This is a genomic window from Citrobacter sp. Cf136 (assembly GCF_030333815.1).
GTDB lineage: Bacteria > Pseudomonadota > Gammaproteobacteria > Enterobacterales > Enterobacteriaceae > Citrobacter > Citrobacter freundii.
This window is the reverse complement of the sequence record NZ_JAOWFE010000032.1, coordinates 684,308-709,357: the sequence shown is the minus strand read 5'-3', so window position 1 is coordinate 709,357 and position 25,050 is coordinate 684,308. Positions and strand designations below refer to the sequence as shown.

Here is a 25,050-nt window from a genome sequence, read left to right as displayed (position 1 = left end):
TGTGCAAAATTACCTTATCGGCAGCGAGCGGTCGCCGTAGCGTTGTACAAACCGATACCCTACATCAGATGCCTGCCCGAATTTGGCAGCCATCCAGGACTGTCTGCGGAGCATAAATAATGAAAAAATTGATCAACCGTGTTGAAGACGTACTGAATGAACAACTCGCCGGACTGGCGAAAGCGTATCCTTCCCTGGCACTGCATCAGGACCCAGTGTATGTCACCCGCGCAGATGCACCGGTGATGGGCAAAGTGGCGCTGCTTTCCGGCGGCGGCAGCGGGCACGAGCCTATGCATTGCGGCTACATTGGTCAGGGCATGCTCTCCGGTGCCTGCCCGGGTGAGATTTTTACCTCCCCCACGCCGGATAAAATGTTCGAATGCGCCATGCAAATTGATGGCGGCGAAGGCGTGCTGCTGATAATCAAAAATTATACCGGCGACATTCTTAATTTCGAAACCGCTACCGAGCTGCTGCACGAAAGCGGCGTCAAAGTCACCACCATGGTGGTGGATGACGATGTGGCGGTGAAAGACAGTTTGTATACCGCCGGACGTCGTGGTGTGGCTAATACCGTATTGATCGAAAAACTGGTCGGCGCGGCCGCCGAACGCGGTGACTCGCTGGAAGCCTGTGCGGCGCTGGGTCGTAAGCTGAATAACCAGGGCCACTCCATTGGCATAGCCATTGGCGCCTGTACCGTTCCTGCAGCCGGACAACCGTCGTTCACGTTACAGGATAACGAGATGGAGTTTGGCGTAGGTATCCACGGGGAACCGGGCATTGACCGCCGCACTTTCACCTCTCTCGATCAGACCGTTGATGAAATGTTCGATACCCTGCTGGAAAACGGTAACTACAGCCGTACGCTCCGCCACTGGGACAACGTCCAGGGCGCGTGGCATGAAGGTAAAGAAAGCAAGCGTGCGTTACAAAGTGGCGATCGGGTTATTGCGCTGGTCAATAATCTCGGTGCGACGCCGTTGTCTGAACTCTTCGGCGTGTATAACCGCCTCGAAAGCCGTTGCCAGGATGCAGGCATCGTCATTGAGCGCAACCTGATCGGTTCTTACTGTACCTCTCTGGATATGACCGGCTTCTCCATCACCCTGTTACAGGTGGATGACGAAACGCTGAACTTATGGGATGCACCGGTTCACACCCCTGCTCTCAACTGGGGTAAATAAGGAGATTCATGATGTCCCTCAACAGAACACAGATTGTTAATTGGCTCTATCGCTGCGGTGAGATATTCACCACTGAAAGTGATTTTCTCACCGGACTTGACCGGGAGATCGGCGATGCCGACCACGGTCTGAACATGCATCGTGGTTTCAGCAAAGTCGTTGAAAAGCTGCCGTCCATCGCGGACAAAGACATCGGCTTTATTTTGAAAAACACCGGTATGGTGCTGCTCTCAAGCGTCGGCGGGGCCAGTGGACCGCTGTTTGGCACGTTTTTTATCCGCGCCGCCCAAGTAACTCAGGCTCATCAAAGCCTGACGCTTGAAGAGCTGTATCAAATGATTCGTGATGGCGCAGAAGGTGTGATTAGCCGCGGTAAGGCTGAACCTGGCGATAAAACCATGTGCGATGTCTGGCTGCCGGTAGTGGAGTCCTTACGCCAGTCATGCGAACAGAAGCTGAGCGTCCAGGCGGCTCTGGAAGCGGCAAGCCAACAAGCGGAAGTCGCAGCGCAAAGCACCATCACCATGCAGGCTCGCAAAGGCCGCGCCAGCTATCTAGGTGAGCGCAGCATTGGGCATCAGGATCCCGGCGCAACGTCGGTCATGTTTATGATGCAAATGCTGGCTCAGGCGTCCAGAGAGTAAGGATAAAGCGATGGTAAACCTGGTTATTGTTTCTCACAGCGCCCAACTGGGCGAAGGCGTCGGCGTGCTGGCCCGGCAGATGTTAATGGGTGATGGTTGCAAAATCGCCATTGCCGCAGGCATTGACGATCCTGAGAATCCGATTGGCACCGATCCGATTAAGGTGATGGAAGCCATCGAGTCCGTGGCCGATACGGACCACGTGCTGGTGATGATGGATATCGGTAGTGCATTACTGAGTGCGGAAACCGCGCTGGAACTGCTCGACCCTAACATTGCCGCCAAAGTGCGTTTGTGCGCAGCACCACTGGTTGAAGGCACACTGGCCGCGACGGTTAGCGCCGCCGCAGGTGCTGATATCGATCGGGTCATCCGTGATGCCATGAACGCCCTCGACGCCAAATGTGAACAACTGGGTTTACCTTCGCCATCCGCAGCGAAACCCGCATCCGCTGAACTGTCTCCCGACGCTGATGCCCGTTCTGTTGCCATTGTGGTGAAAAACCCTAACGGCATCCACGTCCGCCCTGCTTCGCGGCTGGTTTCTGCGTTGTCTGGTTTTAACGCCGACATGTGGCTGGAGAAAAACGGCAAGTGTGTGGTCCCTGATAGCCTGAATCAAATAGCCCTGCTGCAGGTGCGCTGTAATGACACGCTACGCCTGATTGCTAAGGGCGAACAGGCAGAGGATGCGCTGGCCGCATTTAAACAGTTGGCGGCAGAGAATTTTGGTGAATCGCTCGAGCCCGCGCATACTGATAACAAGGCAACTCTGGCTCCCTCAAAAGTCACGGGGACGGCATTTTGTCACACGCCGTTCTCGCCAGAGGTAAACCCGCAGTCCGCCGCATCACTGCAGGCTGAGCAGCAGCGATTACAGACCGCCATCCAAAGTACGCTGAACGATCTGAGCGAACTCACCGCTCTTGCTGAAGAACGATATTCCGCAGATATCGCCGCCATCTTCTCCGGTCACCACACGCTGTTGGACGATCCTGAACTGTTTGAAATGGCCTGCGATGTAATGCGTGAAAAACAATGCAGTGCCGCCTGGGCCTGGCATCAGGTGCTGAGCGATCTCAGCCAGCAGTATTTACAGCTCGATGATCCTTATCTGCAGGCGCGATACATTGATATTGAAGATTTGCTGTCTCGTTCACTGCAACATTTGACGGGAGAGAGTGCACAAATTCCCGCGTTCTTGCGCCCCACTATCCTGGTCGCTGATGTCATTTATCCGTCTACGGTACTGCAACTCGATCCGAAGACCATCAAAGGTATCTGCCTGCGGGACGGCAGCGAAGCCTCTCATCCGGCGATTATCGCTCGTGAAATGGGTCTGTGCTGGATGTGTCAGCAAGGCGCTGCTCTCGATAGCATAAAGATGGGCGATACTCTGACCATTGACTGTGTCACACAGCGGATAACCCGCGCAAACTGATACCGAAGCACACCCTTTCCGACAAAGGGTGTGCTTCTTCCCTATTCGCGTCGGGAAATGTCTGTTTGTTCGCAAAATGGGGTGTCGATCACGCGCAACGGTCGATCCTGAACTAAGGTTTTCTCATGGTAAATGCCGCTACTTCGGCACACCGCTAAGGAGATTAACCGATGATAACGCCTGCAACTCGCCATCCAGGCCTGCTTTCTGTTGCAATAAAACTGACTCTCGCCAGTACCTTTTTTGCCCTTTCCTCTTTTGCCGTCAATGCAGAAGACGCGCCAGCCGCTACACCGCAGCCGCCAGATATCCTGCTTGGACCTCTGTTTAACGATGTACAAACGGCTAAACTGTTTCCAGACCAGAAAACCTTTGCTGACGCAGTTCCTAACAGCGATCCTCTCATGATCCTTGCCGATTACCGGATGCAGAAAAATCAGTCCGGATTCGACTTACGCCATTTTGTGGAGGTGAATTTCACCTTGCCGAAAGAAGGCGAGAAATACGTTCCCCCGGCCGGGCAATCATTACGCGAACATATTGACGGACTGTGGCCGGTCCTCACCCGCTCGACAACTGACGCTGAAAAATGGGACTCGCTACTGCCACTTCCAGAGCCGTATGTGGTGCCTGGCGGGCGTTTTCGCGAAATATATTATTGGGACAGCTATTTCACCATGCTGGGGCTTGCCGAAAGCAATCACTGGGATAAGGTCTCGGATATGGTGGCAAACTTCGCTTACGAGATTGATTCCTGGGGACACATTCCTAACGGCAACCGCACCTACTACCTGAGCCGTTCGCAACCGCCGTTCTTTGCCTTTATGGTTGAACTGCTGGCGCAGCACGACGGGAATGACGCGCTGAAAAAATACCTCCCGCAGATGCTCAAAGAGTACAGTTACTGGATGGAAGGCGTAGAAACACTCCAGCCCGGTCAGCAAAATAAGCGCGTGGTTAAACTGGATGACGGTACCATTTTGAACCGCTACTGGGATGACCGCGATACGCCGAGGCCAGAGTCCTGGGTAGAGGATATCGCCACCGCTAAAAGCAACCCAAATCGCCCTGCCACAGAAATCTACCGCGACCTGCGTTCAGCGGCTGCGTCCGGCTGGGATTTTAGCTCCCGCTGGATGGACAATCCTAATCAGTTGGGCACTCTGCGCACAACCAGCATCGTTCCGGTCGATCTCAATGCGTTGATGTACAAAATGGAAAAAATGATCGCCCTCGCCAGCAAGGCTGCCGGTGATGATGCCAAAGCGGCGCAGTACGATGGCTTCGCTAATGCCCGACAAAAAGGGATCGAAAAGTACCTGTGGAACGACAAAGAAGGCTGGTATGCCGACTACGATCTGAAAAGCCATAAAGTACGCAACCAGCTCACGGCCGCCGCCCTGTTCCCGCTGTATGTCAATGCGGCGGCAAAAGATCGCGCCGGTAAAGTCGCCATAGCCACCCAGGCACATCTGCTGCAACCGGGCGGCCTTGCTACCACGTCGGTGAAAAGCGGCCAGCAGTGGGATGCCCCCAACGGCTGGGCCCCGCTCCAGTGGGTCGCAGCATCCGGGTTACAGAATTACGGTCAGGATAACGTTGCGATGGATGTGACCTGGCGATTCCTTACCAATGTGCAGCACACCTACGATCGAGAGAAAAAGCTGGTTGAAAAATATGACGTGAGTACCACCGGCACCGGCGGTGGTGGCGGGGAATATCCATTGCAGGATGGTTTTGGCTGGACCAACGGCGTCACGCTAAAAATGCTTGACCTGATCTGCGCCAAAGAGAAGCCCTGTGACAGCGTACCCGCATCGCGGCCAACACCGACAAGTACACCACCAGCCGAGCCTAAAAAACAGACTCAACCGACGCCATAACATCATTACCTGAGCCGTTTTACTCCCCGAATCCGCGCTTCGTCGCGGATTTTTCTGTCATATTTTTCGCTATTTAAGCTGCCTCTATCCCCTCTAGCCCTTATGGGGTATCCGGTGTTTTCATCCGTGAGAATTTGATTCTGAACATGTTTTTATTCGCTGTATATGTAAATATATAGCGAATTTGTAACCTTCAGGATACTGATAATGGCACTGACAAGACGGATGTTTGCCCAACTCGTGGCATCTGCACTGCTGCTACGCCATCTTCCCGCATTGGCGCAAACGCCGCTAACCGTTGCCGTTGGAGGCTCGCCAGGGCCGAATATAACCCTACGCGTGGTCAGTGCTGGCGCGCCCGCTGACATGCTACTGCTGGCTGTCGCGCCAGAAAAAGTGGTGGGTTTTTCCTCCTTTGATTTCTCTCGCCAAACCGCCATCCCGTTTCACGATGATATTCGGAGTTTACCGAAACTGGGCAGGCTGGCGGGCCGCGCCAGCACGCTCTCGCTTGAAGCACTCCTGGCGCTTAAACCTGATCTGGTTATTGACTGCGGTAATGCCGATGAAACCTGGCTTTCTCAGGCCAGACAAGTGAGCGCACAAACTCACATTCCCTGGCTGCTGATTAACGGCGAACTGCGCCATACCCCAGAGCAGTTGCACGCAGCCGGTGAAGCATTGGGCGTCGTCTCGCGTACCGCAATGCAGGCCGCGCTGGCCCGTCGATTTATCGATAATGCAATAGCTTTCTCGCATACAGCTGCGGCGAATCTGCGTTTTTATGCCGCGCGCGGTGCCAGAGGACTGGAGACAGGTTTACAAGGTTCTCTGCATACCGAAGCGGCAGAACTGCTGGGGCTACACAATGTGGCGCACATCCCCGGACGACAGGGGCTCACACAGGTTTCAATGGAAAATCTACTCAGTTGGCAGCCCGATATTATTTTGGTGCAGGATACGATGACAGCGCAGCACCTACGAGAAGATCCGATCTGGCAAGGAGTCAACGCAGTTGCTGACCGGCGCATTCTGTTTCTCAGCGGCCTGCCGTTTGGCTGGTTGGATGCACCTCCTGGCATCAACCGCTTACTGGGATTACGCCGCCTGCACGCCTGGCTTGATCCGCAGGTTAACAAGAGCTTTAAAGCCGATATGCAGCGCTACAGCGAACTGTTCTGGCATACCACGCTAAGCGATGCACAGTATCAACGTCTGGTGGCAGTCTGATGAAAACATCTACTCTCGGTTTTCTGATGATTGCTACGGTGGTGCTTTGCGCGAGCGTCGCCGCTGTATCGGGCGCATACCGCCTGGATGCACAACAGGTTGTGAATCTTATTACAGGTACTGATGACGTCCCGATGCAGGACAAAATCGTCTTCTGGCAAATCCGCCTGCCGCGCATTCTGGCCGCATTGCTGCTTGGCGCGGCGCTGGCAAGCGCAGGAACCACCTATCAGGGTATGTTCCGCAACCCGCTAGTCTCGCCGGATATCCTCGGCGTGGCGGCGGGTGCCGGTTTAGGCGCCTGTACGGCAATACTTTTCGGATTACCGATCCTTTTCATTCAGATGTATGCGTTCACCGGCGGTTTATTCGTGGTCGCCGGTGTCTGGTTGATTACCCGGCGAGTTAAGCGTCACGACCCGGTGTTAACGCTGGTGCTGGTCGGGATTGCGCTGGGCACGGTATGCGGCGCGGGAATTTCACTCATCAAAACGCTGGCCGACCCGTATACCCAACTTCCCTCCATCACTTTCTGGCTGCTCGGCGGTTTATCAACGATTACGCTGCACGATCTGTGGTTCTCGGCACCGCTGATCTTGGCAGGACTGGTCCCGCTATTGCTGCTGCGCTGGCGCATGAACCTGCTTACCCTTTCGGATGATGAAGCACGATCGCTTGGCATCAACGTCGCCCGACTACGGCTGGGGCTGATCGTCTGCGCAACGTTAATCACCGCCTGCACCGTCGCCATCGCGGGCATCATCGGCTGGATTGGGCTGGTTGTGCCACATATCGGCCGACTCCTCAGTGGCAATAACCACCAGCAGCTACTGCCGGTTTCCATGGGGGTCGGCGCCATTTTGCTGCTGCTCACCGATACCCTCGCCCGTACGCTGAGCAGCACGGAAATTCCGCTGGGGATCCTGACTGCATTTATTGGCGCACCGTTCTTTTTGCTGCTTTTGCTACGGGGAAATCGCCCATGACGCTATTAATCGTGCGCCGGGCGTCGCTGGGATACCACAGTCAACAGCCCGTGCTACGCAATGTCTCATTTCAGGTTCCGCCCGGCTCCGTCTGTTGTCTGCTTGGTGCCAACGGTAGCGGAAAAACCACCCTGATGCGCACCATTCTCGGCGTTCTTTCGCCGCTTCACGGTGACATTCTTCTTGATGGCATCGCCATAAATCATCTCAACGATCGGCAACGCGCCGCCGCTATCGCCTGGGTTCCTCAGGCGCATGACGGCGCGTTTGCCTTCACTGCGCTGGACATGGTGATGATGGGGCTGGCCCCGCAACTGGCGGCATTTGCGGTTCCCGGGGCTAAAGAACACGACATTGCTCATCAACAACTGGCGATGCTGGGGATCTCTCACCTGGCGCCCCGGCGCTGGAACACTCTGAGCGGCGGAGAGCGGCAACTGGTATTGATTGCCCGCGCGCTGGCGCAACGTCCGCGCCTTTTGTTGCTGGATGAACCCGCTTCCAGCCTGGATTTTGGGCATCAGATCCGTCTGCTCGACACGCTGGTGACGCTGAAAAATTCGGGTATGGCCCTGCTGATGTCGACGCATCATCCGTTGCACGCCCGGGCAATCGCCGACAGCGTGGTACGCGTTGAACCGAACGGTGAAGTGTCGCAGGGGCTTCCTGAACACCAGCTCGCCACCGATCGCCTGGCTGCACTGTATCACGTTACACCGTCACAAATCGCCCATCACCTCTTTGGCTCACACAATTAAGGAATAAGAATGCTCATTGACGACATTGATTTTGCCGATCTTTACCGTAAACAGTTACAACTGGCGAACAGAACCGAGAAAAAGCCGGAGCACTGGGATAAACGTGCGGAAAAAATGGCGGAGAATTGCGCCTCATTAACCGACAGCTATTTGCTACAGCTGTTGGGGAAAATCGACCTGCAAGGAGCGGAGTCGCTGTTTGATATGGGCTGCGGTCCCGGTACGGTCTCGCTGGCGCTGGCTAAAAAGATACCAATAATTTACGGCGTAGATTACAGCCAGGGAATGCTGAGCGTTGCTGCCCGCCGCGCTGTGCAAATGAACGCCCGTCACGTACAGTGGGTGCAGCGGGCCTGGGAAGAACACTGGGATGATTTACCCCAGTGCGATATCGCCGTCGCCTCGCGCTCTACGCTGGTTGCCGATATGCGCCAGGCGATGACCAAACTGAATAATCAGGCCCGGCTGCGGGTTTACACCACCCATCTCGTCAGTTCATCTTTCGTTTCCCCCACCATTCAACGTGCGCTGGGCCGCGAGGTGATTGAGCTTCCCAACTATATCTATGCGCTTAATGTCCTGTATCAGATGGGGATCCACGCGCACGTTGATTTTATCCACGGCCCCAACTGTCAGCAGGACAACAGTACCTGGACGCGCTTTCTGGAAAACGTGCGCTGGAGTATGGGCGAACTAAGCGCCGACGAGGTCGAACGTCTGGAAACCTGGTATCAGCAGCAGGATCCACGCGCGATTGCCCCCGCCAGCCGTGACTGGGCGCTTATCTGGTGGGACAGTGTGCCGCGGGAGGCACTGCGATGATCTACTTTTCGCAGGCGCAATCCGACGCGCTGCTGCTGGAAGATATTCAGGGCGGCGATCTGACTACCCGCGCGTTGGGAATTGGCGCACAGCCCGGCGTTATGGAGTTTTACCATCGCCAGGGTGGGTGCGTTAGCGGCACCGCTGTTGCCAGACAAATGCTGACGTCATTGGGCATAACCGTCAGCGATATTATGGCCGATGGCGAACGAGCGAGCGCGGGACAGAGAATAATTTGTGCGCACGGAAATGCGGCGGCACTACATCAGGGCTGGAAAGCGGTACAAAACGTTCTGGAGTGGAGCTGCGGAGTTTCGGGCTATCTTGAGAGCATGTTGAGCCAACTGCGCCAAGGCTATCCTGATGGGCAGATTGCCTGCACCCGCAAAGCCATTCCCGGCACGCGTTCGTTGGCGACTCAGGCAATACTCGCCGCCGGGGGCATTATTCATCGCGGAGGATGCGCCGAAACGGTGCTGCTGTTCGCTAATCACCGCCGTTTTCTTACCAACCCAAACGACTGGACAAACGCGGTTGCGCGCTTACGCAGCCATGCGCCAGAAAAAAAGATCGTCGTCGAAGCGGATACGCCAGATGAAGCATTAGCCGCGCTACGCGCCGCGCCCGATGTTCTGCAACTCGACAAATTCACCCCTGAGCAGGCGACAGACATTGCCCGTCAGGCACCTTCACTGGCCCCTCATTGCACGCTGGCGCTGACTGGCGGCATTACCCTCGCCTCGCTGGCGAGTTATCTCGACTGTGGCATCAGGCTGTTTATCACTTCCGCACCTTATTACGCTCCACCTGCGGATATCAAAGTTAGCCTGAACCCGGACGCACGTGGCATATAACATTAAAAAATGGACTAACAATAATGAATTTCAACAAAAGTTGTCTTTACACAGCCCTGTCGTTTGCTTTCGCGCACAGTGCTTTTGCTGGGCAAGAAAGCGAAACCATGACCGTCTGGTCAAGCCCGGCCTCTGCGGCAACCACTACGGTTCTCGGCCAGGAAACGATCCAACAGTTGGATAAACAAAACGTGGCGCAGGCGCTAAGCGTCGTCCCCGGCGTGGTGCTGCAAAAGTCGGGCAACCGCAATGAGCAGCAGGTGAAAGTGCGCGGTTTTGACAGCCGTCAGGTTCCCGTCTTTTTTGACGGTGTGCCGGTGTACATCCCCTATGACGGCAACCTCGATTTAGGCCGTTTTCTGACATCCGATATCGCTTCAGTTGAAGTATCCAAAGGCTACTCATCTCTGCTACAAGGGCCTAACCAGATGGGCGGTGCCATTAATATCACCACCAAAAAGCCCACCAAACCTATTGAAGGCAGCATCGGTTATCGCCAGGGCTGGAGTCGTAGCAAAGACAACGCTCACGATATGCACGCTTCATTTGGCGCCAGTAACGATCTGGGTTACATCCAGCTCAGCGGCAGCCAGTTGAAGCAGGATTTCCTTGGCTTACCGCACGGCGTGGACAATCCGGTTGCGGGTAGTCACGGCAAGATTGCCAACTCGTCCGCCGATGATAAACGCGGCATCGTGAAGCTGGGCTTTACCCCTCGCGGCGATGATGAATATGTCCTGACCTATATTAATCAGGACGGTGAAAAAGATAACCCACCATATGCCGGAACCAGCAGTCAGAAATCACGCTACTGGCAATGGCCACAGTACGATAAAGAGAGCTATTACTATCAGGGCACCACCCATCTGGGCGATCGTTTCACTCTGAAAAGCCGTCTGTATCGCGATACCTTTGAAAATACGTTGATGATGTACAACTCGCTTGCCGATCTGAAAAACAAAAAAGGCAACTACAGTCATTATTCAGACTATAGCGATGGAGCTGGCCTGCAGCTCGCTGCGGATATGCGTGAAAACGACCTGCTCTCTTTCGCCGTAAACTGGAAGGATGATGTTCACCGCGAGAAAGCCGCACCGAATGCGGCTTACGACCGTTACGAAGACCGCACCTGGTCTGTTGCCAGTGAATATCAGTGGGCAGCGGCGGATAATGTCGATGTAGTGGCGGGAATAAGCTATGACTGGCGTGACAGTCTGGAAGGCATGAAGCACGAAAAAAATGGTAGCGTCACCCACTATGATGACAACAATCAGTCGGCCTTCAACTGGCAGATGATGACCAAATATCACTTCGAAAATGCAGACACATTAGCGCTGTCCTATTCTGACAGAACGCGTTTCCCTACGTTGAAAGAACGCTACACGACCTCAAAACCGGCCTATAACCAGGTGGCGCTGGTCAATCCGCAGCTTAAACCTGAACGAGCCCGCAGCGTGGATCTGACCTGGAATGGGTCACTTAGTCAGAACTGGGGATTCGAAGCCAGCGTGTATTACAACCGCATCAGCGACGCCATCCTTTCACACAATATTGATGCCGACACCATCCAGAATCAGAACAGTGGCCGGGTGGATTACACCGGTCTGGATGCAGGCGTTAAAGGTAAAGTCTTTGATATGCTGGATGTCGGTCTGAGCTACGGCCTTATTCATGCAGACGTCAAACGTAGCGACATCGGCAAGATTACCGACCTGCCAACGCAAACCCTGACTGCCTGGATGACGCTGAAGCCATGGGATCCGCTCAGTATTACGCTGTCAGAAGAGGCCCGTTCGTCGAGCTATAGCAATAGCGACGGCTCACAGAAAGCCGCTGGTTTCGCCATTACCCATTTACGCGCTGACTACGCCATCGGTCACGGATTCAGCGTTAACGCGTCGGTCAATAACCTGTTCGATACGCAGTACGTTTATAGTGAAGGATTTATTGAAGAAGGCCGTAATTACTGGGCGGGGATTGAGTATCAGTTCTGACTTAGCAATACAGAGAAACGGCCCCCGCGGGGGCCGTTCGATTAATCTCGCCGCACCAGTCGGAAGACACCCAGCACAACAATCGCGCCGACCACGGCCACCAGGAAGCTGTGGAGATTAAACCCGCTGACATCGCCGCCGATACCAAACATCGTTGCCAGCCATCCACCGACCACAGCACCGACAACACCGAGAATACAGGTCAGGATAAATCCACCGCCATCGCGCCCCGGCATAATCAGTTTGGCGATAACCCCCGCAATCAGACCAAAAATAATCCAGGCAATAATTCCCATTTTCAGGCCCTCTTTCCAGTGAACGCACGCGCAAGACATTCTTGCGCCAGCCTTTAAAGTATAGGCAAACCATCGCTATATGCTGTTTTCACGCAGACTTAATTCATTGGCGTTGGTAAAAAATTTCATCCATTTGTATTAAGTTCCGTTGATTGATGCCGATAATCCAACGACAAACCAGGCATCCGGGAGTCATTAGGTGTGAGTAACTACAATGAGCAGTTCCTGAAGCAAAATCCGTTAGCGGTGTTAGGTGTACTTCGGGACTTAAAATCGCAGCAGGTTCCACTGCGTATCTCCTGGTCGGGCGGCCAGTTCATCAGCAAAGTTCTGGCCGTCAGTCCGGACGAGCTGGTCATGGATTTTGGTAGCCAGGAATATGAAAACCAGGCCGTACAGCGGGCCAGTCAGATCTCGATTATCGCCGAAACGCAGGGAGCCAAAGTAGAATTCACCCTGCCACAGTTAAAAAAAGGTGAGTATCAGCAACTGCCAGCGTTTATTTCATCCTTGCCGCCTTCCCTGTGGTTTGTTCAGCGTCGGGAATATTTCCGCATCGGCGCTCCGCTGCATCCTCCCTATCGCTGCACGGCAAAAATGCCGGACAACAGCACGCTGTGCTTTCGCTTATTCGATTTGTCGCTTGGCGGTATGGGCGGGCTGTTAGAAACGGCAAAACCAGAAGGACTGGTAGAAGGTATACGCTTCGCGCAGGTTGAACTGAACATGGAACAATGGGGGGTGTATCACGTTGACGCCCAGCTTATTTCCATTAGCGAACGCAAAGTTATCGACAGTAAAAACGAAACCATTACCACTCCCCGCCTGAGCTTTCGTTTTCTCAACGTCGGCCCGGCGGTGGAGCGGAACTTACAGCGGATTATTTTTTCCCTTGAGCGCGAGGCCCGGGAAAAGTCGAACAAAGTGCGCGATTAACATCACCTGAATTACATTACATCCAGCGCTTGCTGAAGCTTCCAGATATAGCGCGGAGCCTGCGGCGCCGGATGATTGTCCGCAACATGTTCAATAAATTCATCCGGGCTGAGATCGTTGATCTTATTGATGGCTTTCTTCCTGTCGGAAGAGAACGTTCGCAGCAATGCTCCCGCTCCGTTAGCGTACGATACTACCAGCGCATACTGCATCACCTGCGGATCCTCGATCCCTGCCAGCGGCCCGGTCTCCAGAATACTCAGGTATGCGGCCCCCATGGAGATATTGCGTTCGGGGTTTTTCAACTCGCTGGTCGACGGCTCTCCGCTCCATCCCATGCGACGATAAACATCGCGGCCTGAAGTCGAGGCTTTTAACTGCATCAGACCAATCGCATTAGACTTACTGACCGCATTCGGATTACCGCCTGATTCAATGGCAATAATAGCGGTAATCAATTGTGGACTGACACCCCAGGCCGCACCGGCTTTTTCACTGATCGGCATCCATTGCATTGCGCGTTTAACCGGAACTTCAGCATTCCACGGCGGGTTTTTGTAATCATGTTTTGAACTACAGCCCGCAAGTAATACAACCAAAAAAGCAAACCATCTCAATTTCACGTCATCTATCCTTATAGCCGGAACCTGTCGCTGAGGTGACAACGACATACCTAAGCGGCATGATATACATTTGGTTTTAGTTGTAGCAAGGAAATGCCATGTCCCGGTTTCACTTAATTGCCCCGTCGGGCTACTGTATCAATCAGCAGGCTGCGTTACGTGGGCTTGCACGTCTTACTGAGGCCGGTCATCAGGTCGACAATTCAGCGGTCATTGCGCGCCACTGCCAGCGTTTTGCGGGTACTGAGGCAGAAAGGCTTGCTGATGTGAACTCGCTCGTTAATCTGAAAACCCCCGATACCATTGTGATGGCGGTACGTGGCGGCTATGGCGCGAGCCGTTTACTGGAAGATATTGACTGGCAAGGGCTGGCAGCCCGCCAGCAACTAGATCCGCTGCTGCTGTGCGGACACAGCGATTTTACGGCGATCCAGTGTGGTCTGCTGGCTCAAGGGAATGTGATTAGCTTCAGCGGCCCGATGCTGGCGGCCAACTTCGGTGCCGAGGAGATGAACGCATTCACCGAGCACCATTTCTGGCAAGCATTGCGTAATGCCCAATTCACCCTCGAATGGCAGGGTGACGGTCCGCAGTGCGCGACTGAAGGTACACTGTGGGGCGGAAATCTGGCGATGATCATTTCGCTGATGGGTACACCGTGGATGCCGGCCATCAAAAACGGCATTTTGGTGCTGGAAGACATTAACGAGCATCCATTCCGTGTCGAGCGCATGCTGCTGCAGCTGTACCACGCGGGAATACTGGCCCAGCAAAACGCCATTATCCTCGGCAGTTTTAGCGGCAGCGCGCCGAATGATTACGACGCTGGTTACAATCTTGATTCAGTTTGTGATTTTCTGCGCACCAGACTGTCCGTTCCGTTGATCGGCGGCCTCGATTTTGGCCATGAACAACGCACTGTCACCCTGCCGTTGGGAGCCAGAGCGGTGCTGAAAAACGATAAAAACAGCACTCAGCTCACCTTAAGTGGGCATCCGGTACTAAAATCGTAAAAAAAGCGGCTAATAGGGCTAAGTAAAACGCTGTTTCTGTCGTTATTATGGTAGGGTTTATTAATACGAAACAGCGTAATTCAGGAGTAACCGAACGTTGGATGCCGCAGCAATTATTAGCCTTTTTATTTTGGGTTCCGTTCTCGTCACCTGCAGTATCTTACTCAGTTCATTCTCATCACGTCTCGGTATCCCAATTCTGGTGATATTTCTCGCTATCGGTATGTTAGCGGGTGTGGATGGTATTGGCGGCATACCTTTCGATAACTATCCTTTCGCCTACATGGTGAGTAACCTGGCACTGGCGGTTATCCTACTCGACGGCGGCATGCGCACTCAGGCCAGCTCTTTTCGCGTTGCGTTAGGCCCGGCGCTATCGTTGGCGACGGTCGGTGTGCTGATTACTTCCGGACTCACTGGCATGATGGCCGCGTGGCTGTTTCATCTGGATCTTATCGAAGGGCTGCTGATTGGCGCGATTGTTGGTTCAACTGACGCCGCGGCGGTCTTTTCCCTGCTTGGCGGTAAGGGGCTTAACGAACGCGTTGGCTCTACGCTGGAAATTGAATCCGGTAGTAATGACCCGATGGCCGTGTTTTTGACCATCACACTCATCGCCATGATCCAAAATCACGAGACCGGCTTAAGCTGGATGTTCGCGGTGCACATTATCCAGCAGTTTGGCTTAGGAATCGTTATCGGTCTTGGCGGTGGATATATGCTCCAGCAGATGATTAACCGCATTTCTCTGCCTGCCGGACTGTATCCACTATTGGCGTTAAGCGGTGGGATCTTGATTTTTGCCCTGACCACTGCGCTGGAAGGCAGCGGTATTCTGGCGGTTTATCTGTGTGGTTTCCTGCTGGGGAATCGCCCCATCCGCAACCGATTTGGTATTCTGCAAAACTTCGACGGTCTGGCCTGGCTGGCGCAAATCGCCATGTTTCTGGTGCTTGGACTGCTGGTTACGCCGTCCGACCTGCTGCCTATCGCAATCCCTGCGCTGATTTTGTCTGCGTGGATGATATTCATTGCCCGCCCGCTTTCGGTCTTCGCCGGACTGCTGCCGTTTCGTGGCTTTAATCTGCGCGAGCGTATTTTCATCAGTTGGGTGGGTTTGCGCGGCGCGGTGCCGATCATCCTCGCCGTCTTCCCAATGATGGCGGGCCTGGAGAACGCGCGCCTGTTCTTTAACGTCGCCTTCTTCGTGGTACTGATCTCGTTGCTGTTTCAGGGAACGTCACTTTCATGGGCCGCGAAAAAAGCCAAGGTGGTGGTCCCTCCCGTCGGCTGGCCCGTTTCGCGCATTGGTCTCGATATTCACCCAGATAACCCGTGGGAGCAGTTTGTTTATCAGCTCAGCGCAGATAAGTGGTGTGTGGGTGCCGCGCTGCGCGACCTGCATATGCCGGAAGAAACGCGAATAGCCGCCCTGTTTCGTGACAACGTGCTGTTTCACCCCTCCGGCAGCACGCGTCTGCGCGAAGGCGACGTATTGTGTGTTATTGGTCGCGAGCGCGATCTCCCCGCTCTCGGCAAGCTATTCAGCCAGTCGCCACCGGTGTCGTTAGACCAGCGCTTCTTCGGTGATTTTATTCTGGAAGCCAGCGCGAAATATGCCGATGTGGCGCTGATTTATGGCCTGGATGATGGCACAGAGTATCGTGATAAGCAGCAAACGCTGGGTGAAATTGTCCAGCATCTGCTTGGTGCCGCGCCGGTCGTCGGTGACCAGGTGGAATTCGCTGGCATGATCTGGACGGTGGCCGAGAAGGAAGATAATGCAGTGCTGAAGGTCGGTGTTCGCGTTGCTGAAGACGAGGATGAGTAAAGAGGATGTTGTTTGCCGGGTGGCGGCAGCGCCTTACCCGGCCTGTAAAATGCACTGAATCTACAGGCCGGATCAGTGCAGCGCCATCAGGCAGCCCCGTAAATGTTACACCGTCACAACCGGTACGCGCAGCGCCAAAGAACACATTAACTCGTAGCCCACCGTTCCTGCTGAGGTAGCTACATCGTCAATTTTAATCTCTTTGCCCCACAGCTCTACCGGCGTCCCGATCCCTGCCTGCGGGCACGGTGTCAGATCTACCGCCAGCATATCCATTGAGACTGTCCCTACCGTCCCGGTACGTACACCGTCCACCAGCACAGGCGTTCCGCTTGGCGCATGGCGCGGATAACCGTCTGCATAGCCGGTAGCCACTATTCCGATGCGCTGCTCGCCGCTGGCGGTGTAACGGCCACCGTAACCCACCCGATCGCCAGCTTTCAGCGTTTGTATGCCGATTATCTCGCTGCTCAGAGTCATCACTGGCTTCAGGCCGGTGTTGGCGATGTCCCGCCATTGTCCCGAAGGCGACGCGCCATACAAAATAATGCCCGGACGAACCCAGTCATAATGCGCTTCAGGGTGCCACAGCGTGGCGGCCGAATTCGACAGTGACCGTCTGCACTCCAGTCCTTCTGTTGCCAGCGCAATACGCGCCATTGCTTCCTGGATACCTTCCGGGTGCTCTGCATCTGCAAAATGCGACATCAGCGTCATTTCGCCGACGTTGGGCATCGCCCGCAGCTGTTGCCAGACCGTTGGAACTCTTTCCGGTAAAAACCCAAGCCGGTTCATACCGCTGTTCACCTTCAGGTAAACATCGAGCGGTGCTTTGAGGCGGGCATTCTGCAATGCTTTTAGCTGCCAGTTACTGTGTACACAGGTGGTCAGTCGATAATTGTCATATACCGTCAGGTCTTCAGCGTGGAAAAAACCCTCCAGCATGAGTATCGGGCCTTTCCATCCGCGCTCGCGCAGGGTTATCGCCTCTTCAAGATTGAGCATGGCAAAACCATCGGTTGTGCCCAGCGCATTCCAGACGCGTTCAATGCCGTGTCCATATGCATTGGCTTTCACCACCGACCAGACGCGAGCGTCCGGCGCTGCCTGGCGGGTAATGGTCAGATTTTGTTTCAACGCCTGCAGGTCAATGCTGGCCAGTATCGGGCGGGTCATCTCACGTCCTTATCAGTTATGTGCGCCATGTAAATGTCGTGGACGAGAGGGGGTAAACCCCGGACTGTAACGCGCCACGCTCAGATCGTCATAAGGTATGGCTGGCGTACGGCCAGAAAGGATATCGCTCAGCAACTGACCGGAACCGCAGGCCATGGTCCAGCCCAGCGTGCCGTGGCCGGTATTGAGCAGCAGATTCTTAAAGCGGGTGCGCCCCACCACCGGCGTACCGTCCGGCGTCATCGGACGCAGTCCAGTCCAGAAGGTTGCCTGCTCCACATGACCGCCGCGCGGGAAGAGATCGCGTACGACCATTTCCAGCGTTTCACGACGAGGTTGTAGCAGCTCTGTATTAAAACCGACAATCTCCGCCATGCCGCCAACCCGAATACGATTGTCAAAGCGGGTAATAGCGATTTTGTAAGTTTCATCAAGGATAGTAGAAACCGGCGCACCGTCGTCTTGCGCTACCGGAATAGTCAACGAATAGCCTTTGAGCGGATAGACCGGGATATCAACGATCCCTTTCAGCATCGCCGTGGAATACGAACCAAACGCCATCACATAGGCATCGGCTTTGATAATCTCTTCGCCGCACTGGACGCCATAAATCTGCTCACCATCGCTCAGCAGCTTATCGACCGGGGTGTTAAAGCGAAACTTAACGCCCGCCTGCTCCGCCATCTGCGCCAGACGCTGGGTAAACAACTGGCAGTCGCCGGTTTCATCATTCGGTAAACGCAGACCGCCGGTCAGTTTGTGCGCCACTTCTGCCAGTGCCGGTTCGACTTCCGCCAGACGATTTGCTTCCAGGAGCTGATATGGCACGCCAGCGTCTTCGAGCACGGCGATGTCGCGAGTGGCGTTCTCATACTGTTGAGCGGTACGGAACAGTTGCAGGGTTCCGCCCTGACGTCCTTCATACTCAATACCGGTAGAGGCGCGCAGCGCTTTCAGACAATCACGGCTGTATTCCGCCAGTCGCACCATGCGTCCTTTATTTTCCATGTAGTGGCTGGTGTCGCAGTTGCGCAGCATCTGCCACATCCATTTCAACTGGAACTGGGTTCCGTCAAGACGAACGGCCAGCGGAGCGTGGCGCTGAAACATCCATTTGATTGCTTTAAGCGGTACGCCTGGTGCCGCCCATGGTGCCGCATAACCTGGAGATATTTGCCCCGCGTTCGCCGCACTGGTTTCCAGTGCCGGACCGGGCTCACGATCAATGACGGTGACATCGTGTCCAGCCTGACTTAAGTACCAGGCGCTGGTCACGCCAACGACACCACTTCCCAGTATGACAACTCGCATAGCCACTCCGTTAACAGTAAAAGAACAATCATCTAATTACATCTTGATAACTCAGTTGAAAATATTATTCAACATATGGCTTTTTTATGGTGACTTATCTCACATATAGCGGTGATGGCGGGGAACTCTCTGCTTTGGCATCTCCTGCTGTGCGTTATTTTTATCCAGCATAAAATTTTGCGACAATGCCGTTTTTCAACGCCTCGCTAACGAGAAATCGCAAAGAAAAAATTTCTGCCGCAGCACGTTTTTTAACACCATGATCTATGCTTGAAATGAGGTACTCCAGACAGAGAGTGCCGCCAACAATGAGGGTGCGCGAATGGCTACGATTGATTCCATGAACAAGGACAGCACACGGTTAAGCGATGGACCCGACTGGACGTTTGATCTGCTGGATGTCTATCTGGCAGAGATAGACCGCGTGGCGAAACTCTACAGACTGGATACCTACCCGCACCAAATCGAGGTGATCACCTCCGAACAGATGATGGACGCTTACTCCAGCGTCGGGATGCCGATCAACTATCCTCACTGGTCGTTTGGTAAAAAGTTTATTGAAACCGAGCGCTTGTATAAGCATGGTCAGCAGGGACTGGCCTATGAGATTGTTATCAACTCCAATCCGTGTATCGCGTATCTGATGGAGGAGAACACCATCACCATGCAGGCGCTGGTGATGGCGCATGCCTGCTACGGACACAACTCCTTCTTCAAAAACAACTACCTGTTTCGTAGCTGGACGGATGCCAGTTCCATCGTCGATTACCTAATCTTCGCACGAAACTATATAACCCAGTGTGAAGAACGCTACGGGGTGGATGAAGTCGAAAAGCTCCTCGACTCCTGCCATGCGCTGATGAACTACGGCGTTGACCGTTACAAACGCCCGCAAAAAATCTCCCTACAGGAAGAGAAAGCCCGGCAGAAAAGTCGTGAAGAGTATCTGCAAAGTCAGGTCAATATGTTGTGGCGCACGCTGCCGAAGAAAGAGGAAGAGAAAAGCGTGGCGGAAGCCCGGCGTTATCCCTCTGAGCCACAGGAAAACCTGCTGTATTTCATGGAGAAGAACGCCCCGCTGCTGGAGTCCTGGCAACGCGAAGTGCTACGCATTGTACGCAAGGTCAGCCAGTATTTTTATCCGCAGAAACAGACGCAGGTGATGAACGAGGGCTGGGCCACTTTCTGGCATTACACCATCCTGAACCACCTTTATGATGAAGGTAAAGTCACCGAACGGTTTATGCTGGAGTTTCTGCATAGCCATACCAATGTGGTATTTCAGCCACCCTACAACAGCCCGTGGTATAGCGGGATAAACCCTTATGCCCTGGGGTTTGCCATGTTCCAGGATATCAAACGTATTTGTCAGTCGCCGACCGAGGAGGACAAATACTGGTTCCCGGATATAGCGGGTTCCGACTGGCTGGAAACCCTGCATTTCGCGATGCGCGATTTCAAAGATGAGAGTTTTATCAGCCAGTTCCTGTCACCGAAGGTAATGCGCGATTTCCGCCTGTTCACCGTGCTGGACGACGATCGTCACAACTATCTGGAGATTTCTGCGATTCATAACGAGGAAGGATATCGTGAGATCCGCAACAGGTTGTCGTCGCAATACAACCTGAGCAACCTGGAGCCGAATATTCAAATCTGGAATGTCGATCTGCGTGGCGACCGTTCGCTCACCTTGCGCTATATTCCGCATAACCGCGCACCGTTGGATAAAGGACGCAAAGAAGTGCTCAAGCATGTACACCGGCTTTGGGGTTTTGATGTGATGCTGGAGCAGCAGAATGAAGATGGCAGCGTGGAGCTGTTGGAGCGTTGTCCGCCAAGGATGAACGGTCTGTAAATCTTATTGCCGGAGGCGGTGTAAACACCTTATCCGGCCTACGAAGTGCATGCATTCCAGGCCGGATAAGACGCTTTGGCGTCGCCATCCGGCTTTGAGCGATTAACGGCCCTGAATCGCCAAATCGCCCGGCAGATTCTTCTGCATACGATGCCAAATCTCGCCACTGTCGTGACCGTAGCGGCGCACCGTTTCATACACCTGCTCATGAGCACCCTGCTCGCAGAGTTCTGACAGCTTGTGGTAGAAGCTCAGCGCCAGCGCGCGCGCTTCCGGGTTGGCAAAATAATGGCGGCCAATGCGGGTATATAATCCTTTCATACCGTTGAGGATCAAACCGTAAATCGGATTGCCGGAGGCAAAGGCCAGACCGCGGAAAATGTTATAGTCCAGATCGGCAAATGCGTCAGCGTGGTCAGCCACCTGATTTGCCGTCGCCAGAACCTCCTGTGCTTTATCAGGATGCTGGCGAAACGCAGTACGAACAAAGATCGTCGAAATATTGGTACGCACAGACAGCAGATTATCAATCAGCTGCGGAACACTCTCGTGATCGAGGCGCGCCAGCGTTTCAAGAATATTCAGCCCGGAAGTTTCCCAGAAGTTATTTACCTTCGTCGGTTTGCCGTGTTGAATGGTCAACCAGCCATCTCGCGCCAGACGCTGCAATACTTCGCGTAGCGTGGTACGTGTCACCCCAATAAGTTCGGAGAGTTCACGTTCAGCGGGCAAAATAGTGCCAGGTGGGAAGCGGTTATTCCAGATACTTTCAATGATGTACTCTTCCGCGAACCCAGCCGGGCTTTGCGCCTTAATGACCATAGTAAAAATTCCATTACACAGCAAAACATAGTTACACACATCATACCAGATGGGTATCTTAGCTGATAGCTGACGCAATGAAGAAAAAGTGGATCAAGGCTTCATTTTCCAAATAACGCTACAGTACAGCCAACCTTGCCAGTCTTGTGAATAGCTTGCCTGTACTCCCTCCTCCCGCTAAGCTTTGCGGTCAAACATAAAAATATGATTTCATTTTTAAAGGTAGGGAAATCACCATGGAGCTATCATGGGGCCGCGCGATGTGGCGCAATTTTTTAGGTCAATCACCAGACTGGTACAAACTTGCACTGCTTGTCTTCTTAGTCGTTAACCCGATTATTTTTTTCATCAACCCTTTTATCGCCGGCTGGTTGCTGGTGGCCGAGTTCATTTTCACGCTGGCGATGGCGTTAAAATGCTACCCACTGCTGCCTGGCGGGCTGTTGGCTATCGAAGCTGTCATTATTGGTATGACCAGCGCAACGCATGTTCGTGAAGAGGTTGCCGCAAACCTTGAGGTGTTATTGCTGCTGATGTTTATGGTGGCAGGCATCTACTTTATGAAGCAGCTGCTACTGTTTATTTTCACGCGTCTGCTACTCACTATTCGCTCCAAAACGCTGCTGTCGCTGGCATTTTGTGTTGCGGCCGCTTTCCTCTCGGCGTTCCTTGATGCGCTGACCGTCGTGGCCGTGGTAATCAGCGTTGCGGTCGGTTTTTATGGCATCTACCATCGCGTTGCCTCTTCCCGCGCGGAAGACAACAACATGCTCGATGACAGCCATATCGATCAGCACAATAAGGTCGTTCTTGAGCAGTTCCGTGGTTTTCTGCGTAGCCTGATGATGCACGCGGGTGTCGGTACGGCGTTAGGCGGCGTGATGACCATGGTGGGCGAGCCACAAAACCTGATTATCGCCAAAGCGGCTGGCTGGCATTTTGGCGACTTCTTCCTGCGCATGTCGCCGGTTACCGTCCCGGTACTAATTTGCGGCCTGTTAACCTGTGTACTGGTCGAGAAATTGCGCTGGTTTGGCTATGGCGAAACGCTGCCGGAGACCGTCCGTGATGTCCTGCAACAGTTTGACGATCAGAGCCGCCAGCAACGTACCCGCCAGGACAAAATCAAACTGATTGTCCAGGCGATTATTGGCGTCTGGCTGGTAGTTGCGTTGGCCCTGCATCTGGCTGAAGTAGGATTGATCGGTTTGTCAGTCATCATTCTGGCAACCTCCTTGACGGGAGTCACCGACGAACATGCGATAGGTAAAGCCTTTACCGAGTCGCTGCCCTTCACCGCCCTGCTGACCGTGTTCTTCTCTGTTGTTGCGGTGATTATCGATCAACAGCTCTTTTCGCCGATCATTCAGTTTGTATTGCAATCCTCCGAACATGCCCAACTGACGCTGTTCTATCTCTTCAATGGCCTGCTGTCTTCTATTTCTGATAACGTATTTGTCGGCACCATTTACATTAACGAGGCCAAAGCCGCGCTGGAACAGGGGACCATCAGCCTCAATCAGTATGAGCTGTTAGCGGTGGCGATCAATACCGGGACCAACCTGCCTTCAGTGGCAACTCCGAACGGCCAGGCTGCATTCCTGTTCCTGCTGACCTCTGCACTGGCGCCGTTAATTCGCCTCTCGTATGGTCGCATGGTGTGGATGGCTCTGCCTTATACTCTCGTCCTGACGCTCGTCGGTCTGCTTTGCGTCGAGTTCACGCTTGTCCCGGTGACCGAGTGGATGACCCAAACGGGCTGGTTAGCTACACTTTCATAACAATTAACCGGGCAAATCACTGCCCGGTTTGACTTTTTGCATGATAATTATCCGATTACGCAAATTTTCAATTCCCGCTAGTGGCGCATAAAGTGAATTGGTTTAAACTGCGGTCTCTACGCATGTTGCAGGGAAATGATTATGTTGCGATTTTTAAACCAGTGCTCCCGAGGTCGTGGGGCATGGTTATTGTTGGCGTTAACCGCCTTTGCGCTGGAGCTCGTTGCGCTGTGGTTCCAGCACGTCATGCTGCTAAAACCTTGCGTGTTGTGTATTTACGAACGTAGCGCATTATTTGGCGTGATGGGTGCAGGGCTGGTGGGTGCTATTGCACCAAAAACACCGCTGCGCTATGTGGCGATGATAATCTGGATTTACAGTGCCTGGCGCGGACTTCAGTTAGCATATGAGCACACCATGATTCAGCTGCACCCGTCCCCGTTTATGACCTGTGATTTTGCCGCACGCTTCCCAAGCTGGCTGCCACTGGACAAATGGCTGCCGCAGGTGTTTTTAGCGTCCGGTGACTGTGCTGAGCGCCAGTGGTCTTTTTTAACCCTGGAAATGCCGCAGTGGCTGTTGGGGATCTTCGCCGCCTACCTGGTAGTCGCCGTGCTGGTGGTGATAGCACAGCCGTTCAAACCGAAAAAACGTGACCTCTTCGGTCGCTAACAGAGACGCTCCTTCGGGAGCGTTTTTTTTGGCTTAAATTCATTGCCTGCTGGCATCTATAAGATGTATATTAAATACATCTTATAGATGCCACACCAAGGAGATGTCTTATGTCCCATTTACGCATCCCGGCAAACTGGAAAGTTAAACGCTCTACTCCCTTCTTTACCAAAGACAATGTCCCCGCAGCACTTCTTTCTCACCATAACACTGCAGCAGGCGTTTTTGGCCAGCTTTGTGTGATGGAAGGTACGGTAACGTATTACGGTTTTGCCAATGAAGACGCAAAAGAGCCTGAAGTAAAAGTGGTAATTAATGCCGGTCAGTTCGCGACCAGCCCGCCGCAGTACTGGCATCGCGTTGAATTAAGCGACGACGCCCAATTCAACATCAATTTCTGGGTTGAAGATGACAACCATGGAGATGAGATGTATCAGGCGAAAAAGTCTTAAGCCCTTACGCCTGCTAATCGATGGGCGGCTTAGTCCGCCCATGAAGGTTTGTTCAAAATATGGTCCTGCCAGTCACGCACTTCCGATTCTTTCACCGCAATATGACGTACTGAAATACGCTCGCCGTGCATTGCCGCTTTGGACCCCGTCAGCAGTGGATGCCACTCCGGCAGCCCTTTACCTTCCGCTAACAGACGATAAGCACAGGTCATCGGCAGCCATTCAAAGGTAGGCAGATTATCGCGCGTCAGTTTGATACAGTCAGGCTCGTATTCGAATCGGCGTTCGTAATTACGGCATTGACAGGTTTTGATATTGAGCTGCTTACACGCGACGTTGGTAAAATAAATTTCGTCGGTGTCTTCATCCATCAGCTTATGCAGGCAGCATTGACCACACCCATCACATAATGACTCCCACTCGGCATCGGTCATTTCATCCAGGGTTTTACTTTGCCAGAAAGGTATGTCGCTCATCAGG

The 25,050-nt window shown here is 53.6% G+C and carries 23 protein-coding genes; 17 read left to right on the top strand and 6 right to left on the bottom strand.

Annotated features, from left to right (window positions below; translation table 11 throughout):
- Positions 1–119 precede the first annotated feature (119 nt).
- The 10 genes from dhaK (at position 120) to OGV98_RS07735 (ending at position 11,802) form a co-directional block, all read left to right on the top strand.
- A complete protein-coding gene (gene dhaK, locus OGV98_RS07780; protein WP_003020880.1) occupies positions 120–1,190 on the top strand; it encodes a dihydroxyacetone kinase subunit DhaK in 1,071 nt (356 codons plus the stop codon).
- 11 nt (positions 1,191–1,201) lie between these two features.
- On the top strand, positions 1,202–1,834 hold the full coding sequence (gene dhaL / locus OGV98_RS07775) for a dihydroxyacetone kinase subunit DhaL (RefSeq protein WP_003020881.1): 633 nt from the start codon (positions 1,202–1,204) through the stop codon (positions 1,832–1,834).
- 10 nt (positions 1,835–1,844) lie between these two features.
- Positions 1,845–3,275, top strand: a complete 1,431-nt coding sequence (dhaM, locus tag OGV98_RS07770) for a dihydroxyacetone kinase phosphoryl donor subunit DhaM (protein ID WP_193339330.1) — start codon at positions 1,845–1,847, stop codon at positions 3,273–3,275.
- A gap of 170 nt (positions 3,276–3,445) precedes the next feature.
- Positions 3,446–5,158: an alpha,alpha-trehalase gene (locus OGV98_RS07765; RefSeq protein WP_088902195.1), complete on the top strand. Its 1,713-nt coding sequence runs from the start codon at positions 3,446–3,448 to the stop codon at positions 5,156–5,158.
- Between the two features lie 207 nt (positions 5,159–5,365).
- Positions 5,366–6,388: an ABC transporter substrate-binding protein gene (locus OGV98_RS07760; protein WP_181640948.1), complete on the top strand. Its 1,023-nt coding sequence runs from the start codon at positions 5,366–5,368 to the stop codon at positions 6,386–6,388.
- A 26-nt stretch (positions 6,389–6,414) separates the two neighbouring features.
- Positions 6,415–7,374 (top strand): FecCD family ABC transporter permease, encoded by a 960-nt coding sequence (locus OGV98_RS07755; protein WP_376740918.1) that lies wholly within the window; start codon positions 6,415–6,417, stop codon positions 7,372–7,374.
- Positions 7,371–8,132 (top strand): ABC transporter ATP-binding protein, encoded by a 762-nt coding sequence (locus OGV98_RS07750; RefSeq protein ID WP_044700223.1) that lies wholly within the window; start codon positions 7,371–7,373, stop codon positions 8,130–8,132. Before OGV98_RS07755 ends, OGV98_RS07750 begins: the two co-directional genes overlap by 4 nt.
- 9 nt (positions 8,133–8,141) lie before the next feature.
- Entirely contained in the window at positions 8,142–8,954 is an 813-nt protein-coding gene (locus tag OGV98_RS07745) for a class I SAM-dependent methyltransferase (protein ID WP_202581253.1), read from the top strand.
- A complete protein-coding gene (gene modD, locus OGV98_RS07740; protein ID WP_286551186.1) occupies positions 8,951–9,808 on the top strand; it encodes a ModD protein in 858 nt (285 codons plus the stop codon). Before OGV98_RS07745 ends, modD begins: the two co-directional genes overlap by 4 nt.
- Before the next feature lie 23 nt (positions 9,809–9,831).
- Positions 9,832–11,802: a TonB-dependent receptor plug domain-containing protein gene (locus OGV98_RS07735; protein ID WP_210943404.1), complete on the top strand. Its 1,971-nt coding sequence runs from the start codon at positions 9,832–9,834 to the stop codon at positions 11,800–11,802.
- 41 nt (positions 11,803–11,843) lie between these two features.
- Here OGV98_RS07735 and OGV98_RS07730 read toward each other — a convergent pair whose 3' ends face one another.
- On the bottom strand, positions 11,844–12,098 hold the full coding sequence (locus tag OGV98_RS07730; protein ID WP_003020908.1) for a GlsB/YeaQ/YmgE family stress response membrane protein: 255 nt from the start codon (positions 12,096–12,098) through the stop codon (positions 11,844–11,846).
- Between the two features lie 201 nt (positions 12,099–12,299).
- Between OGV98_RS07730 and ycgR the strand changes: the two genes are divergently transcribed.
- Positions 12,300–13,034, top strand: coding sequence for a flagellar brake protein YcgR (ycgR, locus tag OGV98_RS07725; protein ID WP_003020911.1), 735 nt, complete (start codon positions 12,300–12,302; stop codon positions 13,032–13,034).
- A gap of 11 nt (positions 13,035–13,045) precedes the next feature.
- Here the strand turns inward: ycgR and emtA are convergent, their stop codons facing one another.
- Positions 13,046–13,657, bottom strand: a complete 612-nt coding sequence (gene emtA, locus OGV98_RS07720) for a membrane-bound lytic murein transglycosylase EmtA (RefSeq protein ID WP_003020914.1) — start codon at positions 13,655–13,657, stop codon at positions 13,046–13,048.
- 98 nt (positions 13,658–13,755) lie between these two features.
- On the opposite strand from emtA, the gene ldcA reads away from it, so the two are divergent.
- Entirely contained in the window at positions 13,756–14,670 is a 915-nt protein-coding gene (gene ldcA / locus OGV98_RS07715; RefSeq protein ID WP_202581251.1) for a muramoyltetrapeptide carboxypeptidase, read from the top strand.
- 97 nt (positions 14,671–14,767) lie between these two features.
- Positions 14,768–16,501, top strand: a complete 1,734-nt coding sequence (locus tag OGV98_RS07710; protein WP_049016299.1) for a potassium/proton antiporter — start codon at positions 14,768–14,770, stop codon at positions 16,499–16,501.
- A 105-nt stretch (positions 16,502–16,606) separates the two neighbouring features.
- Here the strand turns inward: OGV98_RS07710 and dadX are convergent, their stop codons facing one another.
- Positions 16,607–17,677 (bottom strand): catabolic alanine racemase DadX, encoded by a 1,071-nt coding sequence (dadX, locus tag OGV98_RS07705; RefSeq protein WP_003020922.1) that lies wholly within the window; start codon positions 17,675–17,677, stop codon positions 16,607–16,609.
- 12 nt (positions 17,678–17,689) lie between these two features.
- Complete coding sequence (locus OGV98_RS07700; RefSeq protein WP_003841565.1) at positions 17,690–18,988, bottom strand: D-amino acid dehydrogenase; 1,299 nt, start codon at positions 18,986–18,988, stop codon at positions 17,690–17,692.
- Between the two features lie 322 nt (positions 18,989–19,310).
- On the opposite strand from OGV98_RS07700, the gene OGV98_RS07695 reads away from it, so the two are divergent.
- Positions 19,311–20,843, top strand: coding sequence for a SpoVR family protein (locus tag OGV98_RS07695; protein WP_003844058.1), 1,533 nt, complete (start codon positions 19,311–19,313; stop codon positions 20,841–20,843).
- A gap of 102 nt (positions 20,844–20,945) precedes the next feature.
- Here the strand turns inward: OGV98_RS07695 and fadR are convergent, their stop codons facing one another.
- Positions 20,946–21,665 (bottom strand): fatty acid metabolism transcriptional regulator FadR, encoded by a 720-nt coding sequence (gene fadR, locus OGV98_RS07690; protein WP_003020931.1) that lies wholly within the window; start codon positions 21,663–21,665, stop codon positions 20,946–20,948.
- 236 nt (positions 21,666–21,901) lie between these two features.
- Here fadR and nhaB point away from each other — a divergent pair, with 236 nt between their 5' ends.
- The 3 genes from nhaB to OGV98_RS07675 all read left to right on the top strand — a co-directional run bounded on the left by nhaB (position 21,902) and on the right by OGV98_RS07675 (position 24,570).
- On the top strand, positions 21,902–23,446 hold the full coding sequence (nhaB, locus tag OGV98_RS07685) for a Na(+)/H(+) antiporter NhaB (protein ID WP_003020934.1): 1,545 nt from the start codon (positions 21,902–21,904) through the stop codon (positions 23,444–23,446).
- Positions 23,447–23,587: 141 nt separating this feature from the next.
- Complete coding sequence (gene dsbB, locus OGV98_RS07680) at positions 23,588–24,118, top strand: disulfide bond formation protein DsbB (RefSeq protein ID WP_003844060.1); 531 nt, start codon at positions 23,588–23,590, stop codon at positions 24,116–24,118.
- Positions 24,119–24,228: 110 nt separating this feature from the next.
- Entirely contained in the window at positions 24,229–24,570 is a 342-nt protein-coding gene (locus OGV98_RS07675; protein ID WP_003020940.1) for a TehB family protein, read from the top strand.
- A gap of 29 nt (positions 24,571–24,599) precedes the next feature.
- On the opposite strand, the gene ycgN is transcribed toward OGV98_RS07675, so the two are convergent.
- On the bottom strand, positions 24,600–25,046 hold the full coding sequence (ycgN, locus tag OGV98_RS07670) for a cysteine cluster protein YcgN (protein WP_003020944.1): 447 nt from the start codon (positions 25,044–25,046) through the stop codon (positions 24,600–24,602).
- Between the last annotated feature and the right edge of the window lie 4 nt (positions 25,047–25,050).

What these genes read in the sequence shown, in the direction of transcription:
- dhaL (WP_003020881.1), top strand. Translation starts at nt 1,202, where the DNA reads ATGTCCCTCAACAGAACACAGATTGTTAATTGGCTCTATCGCTGCGGT.
- OGV98_RS07695 (WP_003844058.1), top strand. Translation starts at nt 19,311, where the DNA reads ATGGCTACGATTGATTCCATGAACAAGGACAGCACACGGTTAAGCGAT.
- nhaB (WP_003020934.1), top strand. Translation starts at nt 21,902, where the DNA reads ATGGAGCTATCATGGGGCCGCGCGATGTGGCGCAATTTTTTAGGTCAA.
- OGV98_RS07755 (WP_376740918.1), top strand. Translation starts at nt 6,415, where the DNA reads ATGATTGCTACGGTGGTGCTTTGCGCGAGCGTCGCCGCTGTATCGGGC.
- dadX (WP_003020922.1), bottom strand. Translation starts at nt 17,677, where the DNA reads ATGACCCGCCCGATACTGGCCAGCATTGACCTGCAGGCGTTGAAACAA.
- dhaK (WP_003020880.1), top strand. Translation starts at nt 120, where the DNA reads ATGAAAAAATTGATCAACCGTGTTGAAGACGTACTGAATGAACAACTC.
- ldcA (WP_202581251.1), top strand. Translation starts at nt 13,756, where the DNA reads ATGTCCCGGTTTCACTTAATTGCCCCGTCGGGCTACTGTATCAATCAG.
- modD (WP_286551186.1), top strand. Translation starts at nt 8,951, where the DNA reads ATGATCTACTTTTCGCAGGCGCAATCCGACGCGCTGCTGCTGGAAGAT.
- dhaM (WP_193339330.1), top strand. Translation starts at nt 1,845, where the DNA reads ATGGTAAACCTGGTTATTGTTTCTCACAGCGCCCAACTGGGCGAAGGC.
- OGV98_RS07675 (WP_003020940.1), top strand. Translation starts at nt 24,229, where the DNA reads ATGTCCCATTTACGCATCCCGGCAAACTGGAAAGTTAAACGCTCTACT.
- fadR (WP_003020931.1), bottom strand. Translation starts at nt 21,665, where the DNA reads ATGGTCATTAAGGCGCAAAGCCCGGCTGGGTTCGCGGAAGAGTACATC.
- OGV98_RS07750 (WP_044700223.1), top strand. Translation starts at nt 7,371, where the DNA reads ATGACGCTATTAATCGTGCGCCGGGCGTCGCTGGGATACCACAGTCAA.
- OGV98_RS07735 (WP_210943404.1), top strand. Translation starts at nt 9,832, where the DNA reads ATGAATTTCAACAAAAGTTGTCTTTACACAGCCCTGTCGTTTGCTTTC.
- OGV98_RS07730 (WP_003020908.1), bottom strand. Translation starts at nt 12,098, where the DNA reads ATGGGAATTATTGCCTGGATTATTTTTGGTCTGATTGCGGGGGTTATC.
- OGV98_RS07760 (WP_181640948.1), top strand. Translation starts at nt 5,366, where the DNA reads ATGGCACTGACAAGACGGATGTTTGCCCAACTCGTGGCATCTGCACTG.
- OGV98_RS07700 (WP_003841565.1), bottom strand. Translation starts at nt 18,988, where the DNA reads ATGCGAGTTGTCATACTGGGAAGTGGTGTCGTTGGCGTGACCAGCGCC.
- OGV98_RS07745 (WP_202581253.1), top strand. Translation starts at nt 8,142, where the DNA reads ATGCTCATTGACGACATTGATTTTGCCGATCTTTACCGTAAACAGTTA.
- OGV98_RS07765 (WP_088902195.1), top strand. Translation starts at nt 3,446, where the DNA reads ATGATAACGCCTGCAACTCGCCATCCAGGCCTGCTTTCTGTTGCAATA.
- dsbB (WP_003844060.1), top strand. Translation starts at nt 23,588, where the DNA reads ATGTTGCGATTTTTAAACCAGTGCTCCCGAGGTCGTGGGGCATGGTTA.
- ycgN (WP_003020944.1), bottom strand. Translation starts at nt 25,046, where the DNA reads ATGAGCGACATACCTTTCTGGCAAAGTAAAACCCTGGATGAAATGACC.